General features: G+C 34.9%; 18 protein-coding genes. 9 read left to right on the top strand and 9 right to left on the bottom strand.

Features of this window, described 5'->3' with window-relative positions; all coding sequences use genetic code 11:
• Positions 1-24 precede the first annotated feature (24 nt).
• The 3 genes from C0Z22_RS06890 (at position 25) to C0Z22_RS15895 (ending at position 3,715) form a co-directional block, all read left to right on the top strand.
• Positions 25-552 carry a hypothetical protein gene (locus C0Z22_RS06890; RefSeq protein WP_103217626.1) on the top strand — a complete coding sequence of 176 codons (528 nt, stop codon included), beginning with the start codon at positions 25-27 and terminating at the stop codon, positions 550-552.
• Between the two features lie 56 nt (positions 553-608).
• On the top strand, positions 609-3,239 hold the full coding sequence (locus tag C0Z22_RS06885) for a hypothetical protein (RefSeq protein ID WP_146037828.1): 2,631 nt from the start codon (positions 609-611) through the stop codon (positions 3,237-3,239).
• A gap of 179 nt (positions 3,240-3,418) precedes the next feature.
• Positions 3,419-3,715, top strand: coding sequence for a hypothetical protein (locus C0Z22_RS15895; protein ID WP_146037827.1), 297 nt, complete (start codon positions 3,419-3,421; stop codon positions 3,713-3,715).
• Between the two features lies 1 nt (position 3,716).
• Here C0Z22_RS15895 and polA read toward each other — a convergent pair whose 3' ends face one another.
• The gene (gene polA, locus C0Z22_RS06875; protein WP_103217623.1) at positions 3,717-6,371 is read right to left on the bottom strand and encodes a DNA polymerase I; all 2,655 of its coding nucleotides are present in this window, start codon (positions 6,369-6,371) and stop codon (positions 3,717-3,719) included.
• 73 nt (positions 6,372-6,444) lie between these two features.
• On the opposite strand from polA, the gene C0Z22_RS06870 reads away from it, so the two are divergent.
• Positions 6,445-6,912, top strand: a complete 468-nt coding sequence (locus C0Z22_RS06870) for a GAF domain-containing protein (RefSeq protein ID WP_103217622.1) — start codon at positions 6,445-6,447, stop codon at positions 6,910-6,912.
• On the opposite strand, the gene C0Z22_RS06865 is transcribed toward C0Z22_RS06870, so the two are convergent.
• Positions 6,909-7,406: an RDD family protein gene (locus C0Z22_RS06865; protein WP_103217621.1), complete on the bottom strand. Its 498-nt coding sequence runs from the start codon at positions 7,404-7,406 to the stop codon at positions 6,909-6,911. The two genes, C0Z22_RS06870 and C0Z22_RS06865, sit on opposite strands and share 4 nt — an antisense overlap.
• 196 nt (positions 7,407-7,602) lie before the next feature.
• On the opposite strand from C0Z22_RS06865, the gene trxA reads away from it, so the two are divergent.
• From trxA to C0Z22_RS06840, 5 genes are all read left to right on the top strand, one after another.
• Entirely contained in the window at positions 7,603-7,926 is a 324-nt protein-coding gene (trxA, locus tag C0Z22_RS06860; RefSeq protein WP_103217620.1) for a thioredoxin, read from the top strand.
• A 45-nt stretch (positions 7,927-7,971) separates the two neighbouring features.
• Complete coding sequence (gene gmhA / locus C0Z22_RS06855; protein ID WP_103217619.1) at positions 7,972-8,553, top strand: D-sedoheptulose 7-phosphate isomerase; 582 nt, start codon at positions 7,972-7,974, stop codon at positions 8,551-8,553.
• A 111-nt stretch (positions 8,554-8,664) separates the two neighbouring features.
• Positions 8,665-9,315, top strand: coding sequence for a MotA/TolQ/ExbB proton channel family protein (locus tag C0Z22_RS06850; RefSeq protein ID WP_103217618.1), 651 nt, complete (start codon positions 8,665-8,667; stop codon positions 9,313-9,315).
• A gap of 2 nt (positions 9,316-9,317) precedes the next feature.
• Positions 9,318-9,845, top strand: a complete 528-nt coding sequence (locus C0Z22_RS06845) for a biopolymer transporter ExbD (RefSeq protein WP_103217617.1) — start codon at positions 9,318-9,320, stop codon at positions 9,843-9,845.
• Positions 9,846-9,866: 21 nt separating this feature from the next.
• Positions 9,867-10,376, top strand: coding sequence for a biopolymer transporter ExbD (locus C0Z22_RS06840; protein WP_103217616.1), 510 nt, complete (start codon positions 9,867-9,869; stop codon positions 10,374-10,376).
• A gap of 39 nt (positions 10,377-10,415) precedes the next feature.
• Here the strand turns inward: C0Z22_RS06840 and C0Z22_RS06835 are convergent, their stop codons facing one another.
• The 7 genes from C0Z22_RS06835 to C0Z22_RS06805 form a co-directional block, all read right to left on the bottom strand.
• Positions 10,416-11,699 carry a hypothetical protein gene (locus tag C0Z22_RS06835; protein ID WP_103217615.1) on the bottom strand — a complete coding sequence of 428 codons (1,284 nt, stop codon included), beginning with the start codon at positions 11,697-11,699 and terminating at the stop codon, positions 10,416-10,418.
• Position 11,700: 1 nt separating this feature from the next.
• On the bottom strand, positions 11,701-12,462 hold the full coding sequence (locus C0Z22_RS06830; protein ID WP_158246844.1) for an outer membrane lipoprotein-sorting protein: 762 nt from the start codon (positions 12,460-12,462) through the stop codon (positions 11,701-11,703).
• Positions 12,463-12,621: 159 nt separating this feature from the next.
• Positions 12,622-14,508: an AgmX/PglI C-terminal domain-containing protein gene (locus tag C0Z22_RS06825; RefSeq protein WP_103217613.1), complete on the bottom strand. Its 1,887-nt coding sequence runs from the start codon at positions 14,506-14,508 to the stop codon at positions 12,622-12,624.
• An 8-nt stretch (positions 14,509-14,516) separates the two neighbouring features.
• On the bottom strand, positions 14,517-14,777 hold the full coding sequence (locus C0Z22_RS06820) for a hypothetical protein (protein WP_103217612.1): 261 nt from the start codon (positions 14,775-14,777) through the stop codon (positions 14,517-14,519).
• Entirely contained in the window at positions 14,777-15,664 is an 888-nt protein-coding gene (locus tag C0Z22_RS06815) for a hypothetical protein (protein ID WP_103217611.1), read from the bottom strand. Before C0Z22_RS06815 ends, C0Z22_RS06820 begins: the two co-directional genes overlap by 1 nt.
• Positions 15,664-18,492, bottom strand: coding sequence for a tetratricopeptide repeat protein (locus C0Z22_RS06810; RefSeq protein WP_103217610.1), 2,829 nt, complete (start codon positions 18,490-18,492; stop codon positions 15,664-15,666). The genes C0Z22_RS06815 and C0Z22_RS06810 overlap by 1 nt, the downstream gene beginning before the upstream one ends.
• Positions 18,489-19,883: a hypothetical protein gene (locus C0Z22_RS06805; RefSeq protein ID WP_103217609.1), complete on the bottom strand. Its 1,395-nt coding sequence runs from the start codon at positions 19,881-19,883 to the stop codon at positions 18,489-18,491. Before C0Z22_RS06805 ends, C0Z22_RS06810 begins: the two co-directional genes overlap by 4 nt.
• Positions 19,884-19,891: the final 8 nt, after the last annotated feature.

The raw sequence follows: 19,891 nt of genomic DNA, 5'->3' as shown, positions 1-19,891 counted from the left end.
GCTATATTTAGCAAAGGGGAAACAATGAGAAAATTACTGATGATTTTATTATTAATGTTTACAAGCACGACTTTCGCAAATGATGTTGACGATATGTTTGGGAGTGGCGAGGACCAATTTGAATTTGAGAAATTTTCAAATGAAGAAATCCTACTAAGAATAGAACAAGACATTAAAGTTTCATGTCGAAAAGGAGAATGTACTCTTTTTTCTACTGAAAACAAATTTGCTGGTTTTGAAGTTGGATTCAATATTGGCGAAGGCATGAATCAACAAGCTGGAAGTGGAGTTAATATCTACACTGGAGGATACGGTGGACAAATTAACGGAGAATACTGGGGAGTTAATGTTAGATACTACAACGGTAAGTGTACTCAACGTATTAAAGTACCTAAGTCTGTTTATATTGCTATTAACCGTTATATGTATGGCCTACTTGACACAGATGGTAATACACGCCGTGGCTTCACTCCTGCTGATGAAGCAATGATTCTTTTCTATACAACAATCATTGGTAAATCAAGCAACTGTAATGGAAATAGCGGAAGCTAAAAAACTTAAGCTTTTCTTTAATTGTTAAGATTAATTCAAAATTATAAAACCTCTCTATGATGAGAGGTTTTTTATTTCTATTTTTAATTACGTTTACGGCCCATGCAAAAATTAAATGGCATGATTGGCAACATCAAGAATTAAATAATTTAATCACACCGTTAACAACAATAGACTTAAACAACCGTGCCTCTTGTGCAATTGATTCAAAAAAACCAACAACTTCAATATTTATCTTTTTAAATAATACTATTCCTGCAAAAGCTGCTTATCGACTTGCAAATCGAACGGGACAGGATAAGACGGTAGTTGTAAAAGAGCTTATTAGAGACTATCGAAATAAAGTCACTCGACTTATCTATGAAATCCATCAAAAACTTATTCATCAAGAACTCCCTCTACTCCCCTACTTAGATAGTGAAAATAACATCCCAGTTAAGTATCAACGAATATTGAAAGAGTGCTATGGAAAACTAGAGTGTCCGAAACTTAATAATTATATGGACGTACTATGGACAAACTCGCATAAGTTAAAACATCGTCTCTATGACAGTTTTGAAGATAATAACTATATTCAGAAAAAATATATCAATGATGATGAAACTTTTAAGTGTATTAGAATAAAGAAATTCGGTCCTCTACAGGCTAATCTCTTTGGTCAAAAACCCTCGGTTCAAGACTTAAATAGAATCGCACAAGAGCTGCTAGACTTAGACGAAAGGGTAACTGATTGTCGCCTTGAGGATATCGATCAAATTGATAATCTTCAAGTATCTGGCTATCAATTTGATATAAAAGGAATCAAAGAAAAATATTGGGAAAAAGATATTGGCTTTGACTACTGGAATTCAATGAAGCTCTATTTTGCATGGGCAATGAAGAACTTGAAAGTTGAGAATTCTAAATACGAACAAATCATCAGAAATTCAAATACACAAGACTATATCCTCTTCTCACCGAGTGGATGTAAGAGTGATATGATTCCCGCTTGTAATAATAAGAGACTCGCAGAAAACTCATTTAGAGAATTTTCTCGTAAGAATTTTGAAAAAGATGCACTTGAACTCGATATCCTCGCCCCGATTTCAGAGGGAGTACAAAATGATCTTCTCAAAGACCCTTTTGCTAGCGTTAATAAAGATATTCTCGATATAGGATCATATGACGATGCTGACAAATGGATCGAGCATATATTTAAAAATCAAACTCAAACTAAGAACTATGTAAAAAACAAACTAATTGACTCATTAACTTTCTTCACATTAGTAAGGAATCGTTTAAGGGCCGAAGAAGTTCAAGACCAACTTGCATTTTACTTTCGTAACCTCGATGGAAATACGATCAAGAATGATCTTTACTACTTATGCGCAGAAGCCTCAGTCATTTCAGATGATGTATTTAGTTTCACAAAGAAGCATATTGAAGGCCTTAAAGGTACAGATCTTATCGACAATCTCGATCTTATCTTTTCAAAAAAACCTTATGATGAAGTTATCGATTATTACAAGTCCCTTATGGATGAAACACGTGCCTTTTGCAAAAGTCTTGATCAAAAAAATATTTGGAATAATGAATTTGATATAGAATATGAAGGTTTTCACCAGTGGTATATCGACAAGACACGTGCAGCAAAAACTTTTGAGACATTCCCTGAAAAGCACTATGAAAGTGATGCTCTTTCACAAGATTTTATTACTTATGAAAATGGCGATATTATCTGTCGATCAATAAGTCATTGTTTAAGAAAATCAATTATCAATATTATTGAAACTTCTCGTGCTAGTTACTATGGAGATCTGTTCTGGAAAGCAAAATTCTCTCAAGCTTCTGCAGATTTATTTAACCCTTATGCTGATCGAGTTTCGTGTAAGGTATATGATCCATATTTTAAAACGAAACAAGTTATGACTCAATTTGTTTCAGATATTGGCCAAGGTCTTATGAGTTGGTTTACTCCAGGTGTTCTGTATACGCGAGTAAGTTTAACGCCAGGATATGTAACCTCATTTAATAAAATGATCAAAGACGGGCAAATTGAATTTAATAAAGATTATGAAAAAACAAAAGTTAATGTTGAACTAATAACTGAGTTTGGCCCACTTATCGGAGTCCCTTGTGCACTATCAATTACAGGTAGTACAAAGAGTCCTACTAACCTATATCATTTCAGAGGAATATCTGTAGGCGCCTGTTTTGATCGAAGTGGCGGAGATATTATCGCCAACAGTGGTTCAGATATTTCTTCAAAAGATCCTAGTCGTCGAGCTGCATGTGCTGCTTGTCGAATCAATTTTGAAGGGATATCAAATACACTAACTTATTTTAATTCAAAGCTTGGCCCTTTCTTCTATGTTGCAAGAGCAATATATAGTTTATACAAGGGTCTGACCGACTTTGATAATATCCCTCGTAGATGGGAGCTTGATTTAGATAAGCTAAAGACTACATATCAACGTTTTGGTGAGATACCTAAGAGCTGCCGATCAAGTCTACTAAATGGTAATCATTGCTTAAGTAACCAGGATGAAAAAATGGCGGTTGAAAAAGTATTAGACCAAAATTTCACAATTACTGCTTCAAAGCGTGTCGTTAATGGTTACAAGTTTAAAGTTAGTGAATGTAAAAATGAATTAACCGTTAGGGTTGAGCAAAATTTTGCGAGGTTATTTTCATCATGCGAAAAATAATATTAATATTATCAATTCTAGTATCAACCATAAGTACTTATGCCTTAAACATTAACATTGTATGGACTTCGGATTTTATAAAGGAGTTACACTTAGAATGTGATTCTATCGGATGTCTAGATGGCCAAAACTCTGATATTCTTCGAGAAGAGATTTGCGATGAGTGTTTTTCAGACTCCGTGAATTCTACATTTATTTTTAACAATATAACAACTTATCTTCATGCAGATAAGATATTACCTCTCGATGAATTTATTACTTATCTCTATACAGAAGAATATATTACTATCAACTACAACTCTCCCTACGATCTAGTCTCAAGTCGTTCTACTGAAATCAAAAAATTACTTTACAAAGATTTATGCCCGAATAAGCATGATGCAATTATATTTTTCAAAAGAGGATATGCAGATACATTTTCCTCCCCAGAGCTTATCTACTGTGGAGAGGAAATATATACTGCGCAATTATTTTAACTTACTTTAGATCGTACCAGTTTACGCCAAAGGCCGGGTCAACTTTTAGTGGAACCTTAAGTTCTACAACATTCTCCATCCCTTCTTTTACGAGTGTCTTCATCTCTTCAAGCTCAGATTCAAGTACGTCAAAAATAAGCTCATCGTGTACCTGGAGAATCATCTTTGACTTTAGGCCACGTTTTTTCATTTCCGCATCGATATTAATCATTGCACATTTAATGATATCAGCAGCTGTCCCTTGAATTGGTGAGTTAATCGCCATTCTCTCAGCATTTGCTTTTATCGTACGATTATTAGAATGAATATCAGGAAGGAATCTCTTTCTGCCATACATTGTGATTGAATAACCAGTTTTCTCTGCGTCTTCTTTTAGGCCATCTAAGAAGCCTTTAATTTTTGAGAATCTTTCAAAATATTTTTCAATATATGCTTTTGCGTCCTTTCTTGAAATCTTGAGAGCCGACGCTAAACCAAATGAAGACTGCCCATACATTAGACCAAAGTTAACGGCCTTAGCTTTTGAGCGTTCATCACTTGTTACATCAGAAAGTGCAACGCCGTTAATTTCACTTGCTGTTTGCGCGTGAATATCCTTGTCTTCGTTAAAGGCCTTAATCATTGTTGGATCTTCACTATAGTGAGCAAGAATTCTAAGTTCTACTTGAGAATAGTCGGCTGCAAGAAGTAAATTACCAGGTGTAGCAATGAATGCCTTTCTAACAAGACGTCCCGTTTCTGAACGAATTGGAATATTTTGTAGGTTTGGATTCACGCTTGAAAGACGTCCCGTTTGAGCAACGTGCTGGTTAAAGCTAGTGTGAACTTTTCCAGTTTTCTTATTAACAATTTCAGGAAGTGCCTTCACATATGTAGAAAGAATTTTTCCTAGCTCACGATACTGAAGGATAAGTCCAGGGACTTCATTGATATTTTTAGCATCAAGTTCTTCTAGTACTGAAGAGTCTGTTGAATATCCTGTCTTTGTTTTCTTAACAACAGGAAACGATAATTCATTAAATAAAAACTCTCCAACTTGTTTTGGTGAATTTAAATTGATTGTGTCATTCATTGAATAAGAATCAACTTTCTTTTGAATCTTCTCTAAAGACACTTGAAGTTCTTCGGCCATTTCATAAAGATATTCTTTATTTAAGTGCACGCCCTCAAATTCCATTTCAGCTAAGATTGGGATAAGTTTATTATCAATATCTTCGTAAACGCTTACTAATTCTTTTTCTTTAAGCTCTTCTTTTAACTGAGAAGCTAATCTAAAAATAGCAATTGAGCGAAGTCCTGTATAAGAAGCCTTAGCTTCATTATTTTCAAGTGAAGTAATAAATGGCGTTTTCTTATCTAGCTCAGATACTTTAACGTTTACATTTGAAGCGATCACTTCAATATTATGTCTCATACTAGGACTTACGTTATAGTGAGCCTGAGTAATATCAAAGTTGTGGGCCTTAAACACTAGGCCGCGACGTAGAATATGTGAATAATCTCTCTTTGAATGTTCGCTATATACTTCTCTTTTATCATCACCCCAAATGAGTTCGATAACTTCTTTTTCATTAGCTTCATTTACTTCTAAGAAATATGAGTTGTTATCATCGAAAGAAACACTTATTGCGATTAAGTTTCGTGCATGAATATCATCGCTATCAAATTCTGTTTGTACAGCAAGTGCAGTTTGATCCTTTATAAGTACTTTTAACTCATCAAGAGTAACCACTTTATGTTCGAAAGGAGATGCGATTTCTTCTTCCCCTTCCTCGCCATCAGCAATTGAAAGTTGATACTTAAGGTCTTCCATTCTCTTGATCATTGAATTCATACCAAGATCTTTTAGGAAAGTTAGAAGTTCTTCTGATGGATAAAATTTAACTTCAGAATCTTCTGATTTACATTCTAAATCTATATCAGTAACGATTTTAATTAACTCTTTTGAAAGCTTTGCATCTTCAACGTGCTCAGTAAAAGCTGTAATTAATTTTTTACCTTTAAACGTATCTGACACTTCAAAACACTTCTCAAGTGTTCCGTGCTCTGCAAGTAGTTTTGCTGCTCCCTTTGCACCAATCCCACGCATTCCAGGAATATTATCCGATGTATCTCCAACCATTGATAAGTAATCAACGATTTGATCTGGACGAACGCCCATCTTTTCAAAGACACCCTTCTCATCGTAGATAACGTCTTTCATCGTATCGAGCATCTTGATATTGTCGCCGACAAATTGCATAAGGTCCTTATCACCTGAAGCAATTAAGATTTCATCAAAGTCATTTTTCCATTGAACAACAGTTGAGCCGATAATGTCGTCGGCTTCATATGTTTCATTCGCAACATTTAAAAGCCCCATCTTATCGATAAGTTCTTTAATAAGAGCAAATTGTGGAACAAGTTCTTCAGGTGGTTCTGAACGATTGGCCTTGTACTGATCGTAAAGTTCATTTCTAAAAGATCCGCCCGATGTATCACGAGCAAGAAGCATATGTGTTGGCCTATAATTTGCCATAATTTTTAATAACATTGAAAGTACACCATATGTTGCGTTTACAGGTGTACCATCTGGGGCGTTCATTGAGCGAATTGCAAAAAATGCACGGAATATAAAGTTACTGACGTCGACGACGATTAATCTTTTCTTTGACATATAATCTCCAATTTATGCTATAAATCTAGCCAATTATGTTGAATCTGTTAATGATTAATGTGGAGAATTGGTTATGGACAATGCGCAAAAAACCGAAACTTATCAAAGAGTAAAAAGAGATATCTTTGCTATTTGTGAAGGAGAAAGCAGCACTATTGCCAAAATGGCCACCATTTCTTGTGTTTTAAAACAAGCATTCCCTCATTATTACTGGTGCGGGTTCTATATTGTTGACCCTGTTAAAGAAAAAGAACTTGTTGTCGGTCCATATCAAGGAACTCTTGGCTGTCTTCGAATCCCTTTTGGTAAAGGTGTTTGCGGAACGGCCGCCCATACACTGGAAACACAAATTGTTGAAGATGTTCACTCTATAGCAAACCACATTACTTGTGACCCAAAGAGTCAGTCCGAAATAGTTGTACCAGTTTTCGAAAATGAAAAGTTAATTGCAGTTCTTGATGTTGATAGTGATTCACTTGCAAGCTTTGACGAAGTTGATAAAAGTAATTTAGAAGAAATTATCAATACTGTCTTTGCTTAAGCCTGCGTGCCTTGATCTTCAAACCAATTAGTTTTGCGCTTTTTGATAGCAAGCATTGTGTCGTCATTGGCCATGACAGTTGTATCTGCCATAACATCACCTAGCCTATGTCCAGAATCAAGCTTATAAAGAAGGTATAATTCAATCCCAACAATAGGTAGACCAACGATAACTGCCATAAACCAACCGGCCACAGGAATGATGGCAAAAACAAGTGGAATAATAAAAGGTAGATTTCTAATGAAACTTTGTTTTAGAGAGCAAGGCGTTCCATCAACTAAAGAGATAACTCTAAAGCCAATAAATTTCTTCCCTACTGACTGTCCATTTTGAATTGAATCAGCAAATGTTAAATAGACTATCGATAAAAGGATACCAATCGGATACAAAAATAGTGATAAGACGACGACAATAAAAAGGTCAATTGCCTTAGCAAGGATGCGTGAATAACGAGCGACTTTAATGGCCGATTTTAAGAGGTACTTTCTATCCATACAACTATCTTATCCTATGAATTTTATTAGAAAACAAGGCATTTTTTGCACCTAGTCCAAACAATGGATATTAAGTAAAGAAATGGTTAATTTGTCTATCGGTCAATAGACTTTGATTAATAGCCAAAAATAGGATTTTAATATATAACTTTATACTGAGACTAAAGAGAGCACATACGCTCTGGAGGATAATTATATGAGTACTGTTGGTAAAACTGACGTAACAAATTTTGAATCTGATGTACTAAAAAGCGCTAAGCCTGTTCTAGTTGATTTCTGGGCAGAATGGTGTGGACCTTGTAAAACACTTGGACCAGTACTTGACGAAGTAGCATCAGAAATTGGTGAAACTGCAACAATCTTAAAAGTAAACGTTGATGACAACGGAGAGCTTGCTCAACAATACGGAATTAGAGGGATCCCAACAATGATCTTCTTTAAAGACGGTCAAGCAACTAAGACTCTAGTTGGTGTTCAAACAAAAGAAGAAATTAAGAAGTCTTTAGAAGAACTTATGTAATAAAAGCCTCTACGATAGAGGCTTTTCTTTTTTGAGAAGGAATTTATGTCTAATTACATTTCCCACGCATTTAATCACGCACAAGAAACTCTAACAAAATTTATCGCGAACGAAGAAAACTTCACCACTATGGAGAAAGCGATCAATGAAATGGTTGTGGCCATAAAAAATGGAGGGCGTGTTATTAGCTGCGGAAATGGTGGTTCAATGTGCGATGCTATGCATTTTGCAGAAGAGCTAACAGGACGCTTTCGTAAAGACCGCCCAGCAATGCCAGCTATTGCTATCGCAGATTCTTCTCATATCACATGTGTGGCCAATGACTACGGTTTTGAATATATCTTTTCAAAATATGTTGAGGCCCATGGACACAAAGGAGATGTCCTTCTTGCCATCTCAACTTCAGGTAATTCACCAAATTGTCTTGAGGCCGTAAAATCAGCTCATGAAAAAGGGATGAAAGTAGTCGGTCTTCTTGGAAAAGGCGGTGGAAAGATGAAGGAGCTTGTGGACTTCCCTATCGTTATTGAAGCTGATCTTTCTGATCGTATTCAAGAAATGCATATTAAAATTATTCATACGTTCATAGAGGGAATTGAGCGACAAGTTTTCCCTCAAAATTACTAAAGAATTACGAATAAGAATCGGCAGTTTATTCCAAGTCTTTAAAATCAAGTGCTTGACGCGAATATGAGTTAAAATATTCTTAAGTTAGTACATAATTTTAAGGAGCTATAAATGGAAGGCACAGCTGTATCATCGGTAAACACGATCGCTGCTTTTTTTCAAAACGGTGGGATCTTCATGTGGATCATTCTCTTTATCTGGGCAGTAGGTCTAGCTATTGGATTAGAAAGATTCTTTAAGTTAAGCTTTAAATTTGATGTTGATGGAGCTTCATTTATGAATGAACTTCGTCGCTATATTATGGCAAATGATGTTGAAGGTGCTTCACGTGTATGTTCTGGATCAAGTGCTGCTCTACCTAAGGTTTTAAGAAGTGGTCTCGAAAGAGCTTCTGCTAAGCCAGAGCAAATTCAAAATGCAATCGATGCAACTGCTCTTGAAATTATTCCAAAAGTAGAACTAAGACTTAACTACCTACAACTAATTGCAAATATCTCAACACTATTTGGTCTACTAGGTACGATCCAAGGTCTAATCGCTTCATTTGCTGCCGTTGCTGCTGCTGATCCAACTCAAAAAGCAGAACTACTTGCAAAAGGTATTTCACAAGCGATGAACACGACTTTCCTAGGTCTACTTGTGGCCATCACGATTATGATCATTCATGCATTCTTAAGTTCTAAGTCAGAGAAGATCATCAATGAGATTGATGAGTATTCAGTTAAGTTAATGGATATTTTAAATACAGAAGAAAGTAAGTAGTTATGTATAGAAAACCGAGTCGAAAATATAAGAATAAGAAAGTTGAGAGACTGAATCTAATTCCAATTTTAGATTCGGTCTTCATCTTTATCTTCTTTCTTTTAATGTCAGCAAACTTCGTTAGAATTTATGAAATTGGATCTGATGTTCCAATTATCTCAAACTCTACTCCACCAAAACAACAAAAAGAAAGACTTGATCTTACGCTTAAAATCAATGCGAGTAATATCAGCCTTCACTCTGGACCAAATGAGAGGAGAATATTCTCAGCAGGAAAAACAGCTGATGGTGAATACGACCTATTTAAGTTAAGAGAAAAGTTAATTGATCTTAAGAAGCAATATGTGGATGAGAAAGAAGTTATCTTTATTCCAAATGCAAATATCTCTTATGAAGAGCTCATTAAGATTATGGATGCTGTTCGTGATATCAAGAAAACAGATCCAGAGGTTTGGACAAAGAGAGATGGTCAGGATGTAAAAGTTCTTGAGCTATTTAACAATATTATTTTTGGCGATACACAATCGTAGAAATAAAGAATCAGGTTTATTATGAGAAATCGTTCAATTAGAAATAGAGGAATCAGAAGAAAGAAGGAACCATTTGATATTGATATCACTTCCCTTCTTGATATTCTTGTTATCCTGCTAGTTTTCTTAATTAGAAGTTATGACACTACTGGCGTGATCTTAAATATCCCAAAAGATATTACTATTCCGAACTCGGTATCGAAGTCAATTAATGAGCAAGGTGTTGTGGTTCAGGTATCTCCTAAAATCATTTGGGTTGATGACAAAGAAGTTCATAATACAGAGACATATAAAGGGCAACTCTACTCACAAGGCGGACGACTTATTCTTCCTCTATATAACGAGCTAGTTGCGAAGAGAACAGAGATTGAAAATATTGCTAAATCAACTCCAAATGCTAAGAAATTCTCTGGTATTGTTAATTTAGTAATCGATAAATCTCTTAAGTATAATTATGTTAAGAAGCTTATGCACACTGCTGCTGAGGCAGGGTTTCAACAGTATAAATTCGTTGTTTTAGGACAAGAGTAGAATAAAAAAAGCTCCATTCGGAGCCTTTTTTTATTCAAACTAGAAAAATCTTGTTAACGTAACTCCGAACTCGTCATCCCCATCAAGAACATAGAGTCCACGATTGTCAGCTTTTGCATCATCACCAATAGTTACACCACGAAAGTTCAACTTCATCTTCCATGCATTATTTAGACGGCGCTCATAGCTTAGGTAGTAAAGTGTCTCCCCTGCTCTTTCAAGATCGATATAAAGACCCAACATAAATTCATTAGAGTATGCGTCGTTAAGAGCAAGACGATGACCAATGAAAAGATCATTCTGGAAAATTTGAGCTTGGCTTCTCTTATCTTTTCCTACACCTAGAACACGTTGATATTCAGTATAAAAACCAGAACTCCAATTGTTATCGTAATTATATGTATACTCATGGCCAATAGATGCTAATTGATAATTAAAGATTTCTCTTTGCCCACCAGTATAATCAAGAATAGAAACCGAATCATCGACGTTAAAATCAGAGTAGAGATACTCAAATTTAAAAGTCTGCTCACCCCAAAAGTAAGTAGCAGCAGTACCATAGTCAACGACATCAAGATAGTAAGCGTTAATATTACCAGCAAGAAGATCAGGTACAGAAGCTGCTGCAAAGATAGGTCTTGTACGATCAATGTGATCAATAGCGAATACTGTTAAATCTAAATCACCAAACTGATGAGCATAGTAAACAGCAAATTGATCAAATTGATTGTCTTCATCGGAATTTGTAATCGTATTACCTTTTACAATATTTTGCTTTTGCGGACTAAGCCCGTCAAAGATTCGCATTTTAGAATCTGGATAGAATGCTTCCTTAAAATAAGGCATATAGATAAACTTCATTGTTCCAATACTAGTATAATGACTTAATACAACAGAAGTTTCACCTAACTTTTCAAAACGCTCAATATTTCCATCATTAATACGAGAGTTGATGACATCAACAACATGGTATGCCTCAAGTCGCGACCACATAAACATATGCTGCCCAACAGAAGCCTGCCAGTTTCCAAAACTACGTCCAATATTAAACTCATTAAAATCAACGTAGCTATTATCTTGATACTTTTCGTCTGCACGGCCAATTAGAGATAGATTATATTCCCAGCCACTCCAATCACCCCTGTCTTCAAGGGCAACTTTAACGAAAGCCAATTCATTAGGCTGGTCTTCTCCTAAAAGAGTTGTAGCATCTTCGACATAGCCTCTAAAGTTTAACGAAACTTCACCTCTTCCATCAGCAAATGTGTGTAAGCTTGATAGAGTTAGTGCACCTGTAATTAATCCGTATATTAGCGTTTTCAATTTACTTTAACTTCCTCTTAGTAAGATCGCCTTCATTAACGGCCTTACCAATAACTCTATTCTTCCATTTGAATATCGACTGTTTTTTGTTGTTCAGATTTAACATAACAATTTTATTTGCACGCCACATCTTTCTCTTACCAACAGTGTAAGATTTAAAATCTTCCATAGAAGAAGTCTTAATATGTTCATTTCTTTTGTTATAGTATTCCGACTTAACAGGAGCTAGGTACTTTTGAGAGACGTAAAGTACGACTTTTGAATAAGAACTTTTGGCCTTTGCCACTCTTTCAACAACCCATACCTTTTGACCACCAACTTTTTCGTCTTTAAGGTACTTGTAATTGTATTTTTCAATTGTTTGACCACCGATATCTTCAAATGAGAATTCAGAACCCATGAAAGAGCTACCTTTAGATCGAGAGTTAATCTTCTTAACTCTTTTTAAAGATGGAAGGTATAACCATTGGTCATCATCTCTTTCATCTTTCCAAGTCCAAGTAAGTAGTTTCGTTCCTTTAACGTCTAATGGTTTTTTAAACTCCATTAAGCTCTTATCAACACCATTGAATTCGCCAGAAGCACCAAGCATTTCGCGGACAATTTCAACACCACTTGAATCAACTAAAACAAGCTCCATCGTTGATGTATCACCAATATAGCCTTTGTTTGCCTGATCCATTTTTTTGGCAATCTCTAGGCCTTTATCATTAGCAAATACAGAAAGTGTTAATAACATTAATAAAAGTTTAACAATCTTCATTAGAAACCTCGTGTTTTTTCGGTATGTTTTCCCATCAGATAGTAGCATTCACAACACAATGATTGAACATTTACTGGTGATAATGACAATGGATTCATTAAATTATTGAAATTATGCCCCTTATTTTACAACAAGGGGCGTTAGTGATTTGTGATGAATTTAGTAAGCGCTTGAATTTAAATTAAGTGGTACGTGAACACCAACTTCGGCCCCACCTTTTGGGCGTGGGAATTGTATTGTTTTCAAATGATTAACAACACAATTCTTAACACTTATAGGAACGCCTTTATCTGCTTTAGCGACACTTGCTTTTGTTACGTTACCTGATGCACCGATGACAAACTCCATACCAAGTACACCTGAGATACCTTTTTGTTGAACATCAAGCTCTTTTTGGTAACAGTATCTAAACTGAGGAACGTTCTCCATCAGAATTCTCATAATGTCATTACGATCCATTGATCCTAAAATAACTTCACGGTAAGGAACACCTGCTATATAAACTTGTTTCTTTTGAACAAGTCCATCTGTACCAAATGAAGATGAAAGTTTACCACTCGTCTTACTACTTAAAGATCCAACTTCGGCCTTTACATCAGCTTTTTGAATTTGAGCAGAGTCTCCAGTTGATAGTGCAGAATTATCATCTGCAAAACTTTCACTTGAACCAGTACCGGCCTTAAATGAATTTAGTGCACCACCTTTGGCCATTAGGGAGTTCATTGAAGAAGTAAATGATGTCGACTTATATACATCTACTTTTCCACGACTCTTTCTATTTGTAGCAAGTTTTTTAACAGTTGTTTGCTTATTCGTTGTACGAGCTGGTTTAGAAGCTTTCTTCTTAGTCTCTCTTACAACTGCCTTATTATTTGGTTTTCCTTTACGAGGAGTTCCTTTCTTTGGAGTTGATGTCGACTTTTGCTTAGGATCACCTTTACTCTTCGTTACTTTTTGAGGTTTTTCAACGTTTGAAACCGCTTCCTTAATTGGCGCCTTCTTTTCAACTTCTTTTTTTACTTCATTCTTAACGACATTCTTCTTCTTTGTTACACGAAGCTGTTTTGGACGGTAAAGAATCTTGGCAATACGTTCTGGAACTTTTTCTTTTTCAATTTCTTTATCGACTTTAAAGTTCATCATTCCTGCTGCAAAAACAATGAAGAATAATAAACAGAAGATGAGATATTTTCTTAGTTCTTTATCACGTCTAAATATAGGTGCCGTTTTTACAATTGGAGGAGCTTCAGTACCCCTAATAAAAACCTTTAAGTTATCTTTTTCGAAAATGTGAATATCATCACGACGTAATGAGCTCTTCGCGTTTTTATTATTTAGAAAAGTACGATGTTCAAAACCAGGAATCTTCCCAACTGCGACATCATTCTTTCTAATATCTAAAAGTTCGACCTTGTCTTTCTTACCTAGATATGGAAACTCTATATCATTTCCACGAGCGTTAGCACCAACTAAATAAAACTTTCCATCTTTATGTGGAATATAATCAAGAGAAACAATCTTCCCATTAAATAAGATAATAACTTCGGCCGCTTCCTTATCAATACTATATTTAAAGATTGGATAAATTTCATCTGGCTCTTCAAAGATATATTCTGAAAACTTTACGTTATCATCAATACTTAAAGGGTAATTTACCTGATACTCTTCATCCTTACGTATGCGCTCATCATTAAACTTAGGTTGCTTTGGTAAGTTCTTAACAACTTCCTGTGGGTGAATTAGTTGTTGAGGAGGAAGTTTTGATGACGAATCAAAAGTAAATGAGTAATTACCAATTGTAATTGATTCACCACCCTTTAATTCCATCGTAACAACTTCTTGTCCATTAACTAATACCGGCTTAGAAGAAGACATACTATAGATCGATACTTTGTCTGAAAATTCAATAAGACAATGAATATCATCGATACCGGCACCTCTCATACGAACATCACAAGAGTCACTTGCTCCTAAGATGATACGATTCTTTTGAGGTAGACGAATATCTTTTTTACCCTTTAAATAAAATGATCTTCCTTGATCCACTTCTACTCCTAGCGTATACGATCCAAACCTTTCATCATTTCTAAATGAAAGTTTGGTTTTGAAGGTAATTTATTTTTGAACTGACGCAGATAACGATTTGAGACCGTAATCTCTCCTGGTGCCCCAAGCTCACCATCAACGCTAATCTCTTCAAGATTAAACTGTTCAAACTTCTTATACTTATAAACTACTTTTTCTTTTACAGACTTTTGTGCAAATGTTTGTGTCGTAAATAAAAGTAACATCGTTGATAATAAAACTTTCATCATTACATCTTCCTAACTTGCTGATAGAAGGCCTTGTCTTTAGCATTCATATCGGTAGTGTCTAAGTCACTTTGTATTGTGACAGCGTGATCACTCTTTAGTTGTTTTAAAGAATAGTAAAGAGCGATCTTTAGACTTGGGATATCAATATAATCAGAATTCATTTCTTTAAGAATTGTATAAGCATACTTTGGCTTAGCATCAAAAAGATATGAATAAACTAATGAGTTAATAACATCACGATCATTCTTATTAACAGAATAAAGTCGCTTCAACAGTGAAGTTGATTTTGAGTATAGGCCATATCTGATATAGATACTTGCAAGATTAAACATTGCTGTTTTATTATTCTTCTTCAGAATAAGTACTTGCTTAAATGCCGCAATTGCCTTTGCATCTTTATCTTCATCAATATAGACAACGCCGATATTATTGATCGCTGGTATATATTTATCATCAAGTGCTACGGCCTTGTTAAAGTAAACTTTTGCAAGTCTCTTATTTCCAGACTTGTATGAGCAAATCCCCTGCTGATTCCAATATGAAGGATTGGCCTTATACTTTTCGTACATTGCATCCAGCTGAGATAGACCTTCCTTCGTATTCCCCATGTAGCAAAGGCCAACAAGCCCAGTCTTCTTTGAATCGATTTCTTCAAGTTTATTTAAATCAACCTTATCAAGTGACTCATCTTCTAGAACGTCATCAACCAGATCATTAATGAGATGATAATCAGCTTCTGCATTATAACGAATCTGACTCTTTGGTTTAAAGTCTGCATTCGTAAGATTTTCAATTTGCTCACCATCTTCTAACTGTTGAGTTGAACCTTTTTTAGAAGATGCACAAGACACCATAAATAGCATTGAAAGAATAGCTAAGTACTTCATTAACGATTCCCCCTCTTATCCATTAGAACGGCTCCAGACATCGAAGGTAGCCCTAAGCCTTGTCTAGATAGTGTTCCAAAGTTAACTGTTAAGACGTCATTCTTATTGATTAAATTATCTAGCTCTCTTTTAAGCTGTCTTGATTTAGTTGCAAGATTGGCCGAAACATTGGCCATACTCGCCTTAAACGACTTTATATATTCTGGAGACTTGCCCTCAGGAGAGAATGAACCGACATCTGTAGAGAAGCGATCAAACGAATTAATTAAAAGTGAATAACTCTTAACCATTGCCTCTCCTGAGCCCATCGCTACGATACGAGCAACTTTTCCCTGAATACGATCTAGACGATTAAACTTGAGCTTCATCGTATTATTAAATGTATTTTCAGGAAAGCTTAGTCCAATTGAATTGAAGTTATTCACGTCATTCTCAAGCTTATCAACTTCCATAAGAGCAACTTCATCAATAGTTTCGATTGCTAGATCTTTCTTCTTCTTAACTTTATTATAAATATAAGATAACTCACCTGCATAACGTGAAGTGTTCTTTTGGGTTCTTGATAACTTTGACAGCTTCCCTACGTACTCAGACTTTTTGTATAGGTTTGTCGTGTAGGCACTTAGACGTTGACGATAAATGGCATCCGCCTTATCCAGCAGTTTAGTGTCGATATAGTAATCAAATATTTGTTCGTAAGAAGATAATAGTGTTGTATTTTTAAAACGACACTTAGATTGTGAATCCACAAAGCTCACTGCAGCACTATCTTTATTGGTTGCAAGCCCCATTACTATATAGTTCTTTAATAAACCTTCTTTACTCTTATCATTTAAAGAACAAGTTTTTGACAGTAGCTTTTGAGTAAGGGCCATTCCATGATCGACTCTTTGTCTTAGGAACAACTCACTAATAATACTATTGAACGATTCATAAAATTTCGTAATTTCAGAAATTAGCATTTCTTCAATTGCACGATCAAGCCACTTAGTCATTAAATCAATATTACCTGACTCATAGAAAAGAACAGCAATATTGTATGCTGCATTCCTTTTAGCTTCAGGCGTACTTTCTTTATCTTTATAGATGAACAGGTAGCCCTTCAAGGCCGTAACCTTATCACCTTTTTGATTTGCCTTTTGAATATCCGAAAATTGAGCGACAAGAATAATTTTATTCAAATGAGTGATAAACCCTCTTCTCAGCGGTATTCCAGTAGACTTAAGTTCGCCAACAAAACTCATTAACTCAGACTTATTCTTTTGTGATTTATGAAGGTCGACAATACGTCCAATCATTGCCTCATTTTTTGAAATTGCTCTTGGATTCTCTTTAGCATAAACAAAAAACAAATTCTGTGCTTTTTTAGCATCTTTCTCTTCATCGACATAGTAAGAGAATAGCTTCTCAACAGCTTTATTCTTCTTAGGCTTTGAATCTTCATGCTTAATATACGTTGAGAATACTTTCTCAAAATATTTTTTTCTAATTCCAGCTGAAGTTCTTTTGTCATTTAGTACGACAATCATACCTGCTAATGATCTCTTAAAGTATACATTATCAGTTTTATCAGAAGAGATAACCTTATCGTACATAAAGAGTGCTTGATCATATTCAGAAGCTGCATAGTAAGACTCACCAGCATAGAACAGAGCTCTCTCTCCTAAGCTAGGATCAACTTCTTGTGAAATAAAGTATAATTCAGCAGCAATACGTCCTTTAAACTTCATAATTTTTGGACGCTTCTTATTATGAGACAATCCTAATTCTTTTTGAAGATGTGCAGCACGTTTTGTTACATAAAACAGCGCCTCTTTCTTTTGCTCTGGATTAAGCTTTGTTTTAGTAATTGTTCGCGCATAAACAAGAAAATTCTTATTATTGTTGTACTTATCATAGATTTGTAATAGTTGAACAAGTGCCTTAGCTTTGTACTCTTCACTCTTTCCATTAAATGCAGATCTGAACATTCCCGCAGCTTGAGAATATTTCTGTTTATCAAGAAGAAACATTCCCATATCGAAAAAATTCTTTTCAGGTGTTCCCTTTTCATTTTGGTAGAATTGTAGGGCCTTCTTAGTATCGCCTTTATCAGCATAGAAGTAACCAACATCACGTCCGGCCATATCCTTTTTGTCGATATATTTAGGACTTTTCGACAGACTATGAACTTCCTTCATTTGCTTAATTGCAGTATTCTTATTTCCAACTCTAAAGTTAGACCAAGCAAGATTGTAAAGATACTTAGTGTACCACTTATCATCTTTAATCTTATAAATTACAGTATCGTAATACCTCTTAGATTTACTGAAGTCACCTTCTCGATAATAGATATCACCTAGTGCAAGACGAGACTTAACTCCGATTAAATCATTTTTTGGCGCTGATTTTACAGACTTCACGAAAAGAGACTTTGCTCTATCCATTTGAACATTTTCTAATTCATTATAAGCAAGGATATAATAGATATGAGAGCGTGCCTTAGCGTTTGGTTTCTTATTAAGTATCGACAATCCAATTTTTTGAGCTCTATCATAGTATGCGCTAGATTCAGCAAAAAACTTCTTTCGATCAATACGCTTCTTGTCTTTTATATCTAAGTTAAAGAAATTTTCATTTTCTTGTTCACGAATAATTCGCCCTTTCTCTAAATTAAGCTCGGCCATACGCAAATCAAGCATTGTATCGTTCTTTGTGTATCGTTTCATACGCACAAGCTCTTTAAGCTCCATATCGATTACTGAAACAATACGATCTCTTTTAGTATTAAGCTTAATACCAAAAGAGTTAAAACTTATAAGAGTTGCAAATAATAAAACCTTAATCATTTTTGACACTCCGATCGAAGAGCGAATACATAGTCACCTAACTCATCGGCCCAAAACTCACCATTGAACGACCAAAAGTATTGCTTCGAGTTTCTTTTCAGGTACTTAATATCACCTCTTGCTCCGGTATCTGTAATACCACTATATAAACGTGCTTTTCTTGCATTCAGTGCTTCAAGTCTTAAATAACTTAAACCAATAAATGACTTTTCTAATTGTGCAGAATTAAGCTTAAAAACCTTCTTAACATAAGATCCAATTAGTTTTTGTTGAAGAAATAAAGAGTCTTTTAAATTAATAGCTAAAATCTTTCTTAATCTTCTATTTCTAACTGTTTTTATTGTCTTAATTTCACGAAGGCCATCTTTATAACTTTGATACAGTTGTAAAAAAGCTGGGTCTTTTCTTACATTCTCAAGTAGCTTATTTGTTAGTGGATCATAGTATTTTTTTCCATCAACATAGCTATTAATGAATTTAAAATACCATTCTAAAGAATGCTTCTTAGCAAGCATTTGATCGATTACTTGTTTTGATTTATCGAATTCTTTATAGTGATCATCAATGATATTAGACATATCATCATATAAGCATAGCTTAAAATAACTAAGTGCTTTTAGAACATTAACTTCTGGATTAACTATATAATTTAGAACCGGTGCCTTATATGTCACAAGTTTCCCAAGTGTTCTATTATAGTCACCTTTGTAATAACTATTCCAAGCCTCTTCGATTAGTAGCTCAGGCCAAATATAAGATCTTTTATCTACATCAATAAAAGCAAGTTCAGACTCATCTAATTTCTTTTGTTCATACTTCACTCTTGCAATACCAGCAAGACAGTAGTCCTGATTAATTTGTAATTGTCTTGCACGTACTTCGTCACTACTACTAGTCGACTGATCAACACAGTTCTCAAATGATCCAACTGCAGCCTTAAAACTTCTAAGCATAGTAAATGCAACACCTTCTAAGTGAAGTGCAAATGGCTTTACAGGATGTGATGCCGGAATAGTTCCATTTAAGGTTTGAAGAGCTTCTTTATACTTTCTTCTCTTTAACTGCTTTTTAGCGAGTAAATATTTAAGAGTTGGAGAATCAATATTTTGAAGATAATTCTCAGGCAACAGAATAAATTGTCTATCTCCTACCTTTGAAACAACTTGTTCAAATAGATATTCAAAATTCTTATTCGTCCTTCCCTTATACGTAACTAAATACTCTTTCACATAAGGAACGGCCGTATGGTACATCTCTTTATCTATAAGCTCTTTAATAATATTCGGATAGCGAGATATGCGATTTTTTGATTTTGTTAAATCAGTCCAAATTGACTCAAGTGCGTATGCCTGACTCAATATTAGAAATGTTATAAGCGCTTTCTTAAACACAATAGCTT

The sequence above is a fragment of the Halobacteriovorax sp. DA5 genome (genome assembly GCF_002903145.1).
GTDB lineage: Bacteria > Bdellovibrionota > Bacteriovoracia > Bacteriovoracales > Bacteriovoracaceae > Halobacteriovorax_A.
The sequence above is the reverse complement of the archived record's forward strand: the minus strand, read 5'-3'. Positions and strand labels throughout refer to the sequence as shown.

Coding starts and splice junctions, on each gene's coding strand:
- C0Z22_RS06890 (WP_103217626.1), top strand. CDS start 25: ATGAGAAAATTACTGATGATTTTATTATTAATGTTTACAAGCACGACT.
- C0Z22_RS06885 (WP_146037828.1), top strand. CDS start 609: ATGATGAGAGGTTTTTTATTTCTATTTTTAATTACGTTTACGGCCCAT.
- polA (WP_103217623.1), bottom strand. CDS start 6,371: ATGTCAAAGAAAAGATTAATCGTCGTCGACGTCAGTAACTTTATATTC.
- C0Z22_RS06870 (WP_103217622.1), top strand. CDS start 6,445: ATGGACAATGCGCAAAAAACCGAAACTTATCAAAGAGTAAAAAGAGAT.
- C0Z22_RS06865 (WP_103217621.1), bottom strand. CDS start 7,406: ATGGATAGAAAGTACCTCTTAAAATCGGCCATTAAAGTCGCTCGTTAT.
- trxA (WP_103217620.1), top strand. CDS start 7,603: ATGAGTACTGTTGGTAAAACTGACGTAACAAATTTTGAATCTGATGTA.
- gmhA (WP_103217619.1), top strand. CDS start 7,972: ATGTCTAATTACATTTCCCACGCATTTAATCACGCACAAGAAACTCTA.
- C0Z22_RS06850 (WP_103217618.1), top strand. CDS start 8,665: ATGGAAGGCACAGCTGTATCATCGGTAAACACGATCGCTGCTTTTTTT.
- C0Z22_RS06845 (WP_103217617.1), top strand. CDS start 9,318: ATGTATAGAAAACCGAGTCGAAAATATAAGAATAAGAAAGTTGAGAGA.
- C0Z22_RS06840 (WP_103217616.1), top strand. CDS start 9,867: ATGAGAAATCGTTCAATTAGAAATAGAGGAATCAGAAGAAAGAAGGAA.
- C0Z22_RS06830 (WP_158246844.1), bottom strand. CDS start 12,462: ATGAAGATTGTTAAACTTTTATTAATGTTATTAACACTTTCTGTATTT.
- C0Z22_RS06820 (WP_103217612.1), bottom strand. CDS start 14,777: ATGATGAAAGTTTTATTATCAACGATGTTACTTTTATTTACGACACAA.
- C0Z22_RS06815 (WP_103217611.1), bottom strand. CDS start 15,664: ATGAAGTACTTAGCTATTCTTTCAATGCTATTTATGGTGTCTTGTGCA.
- C0Z22_RS06810 (WP_103217610.1), bottom strand. CDS start 18,492: ATGATTAAGGTTTTATTATTTGCAACTCTTATAAGTTTTAACTCTTTT.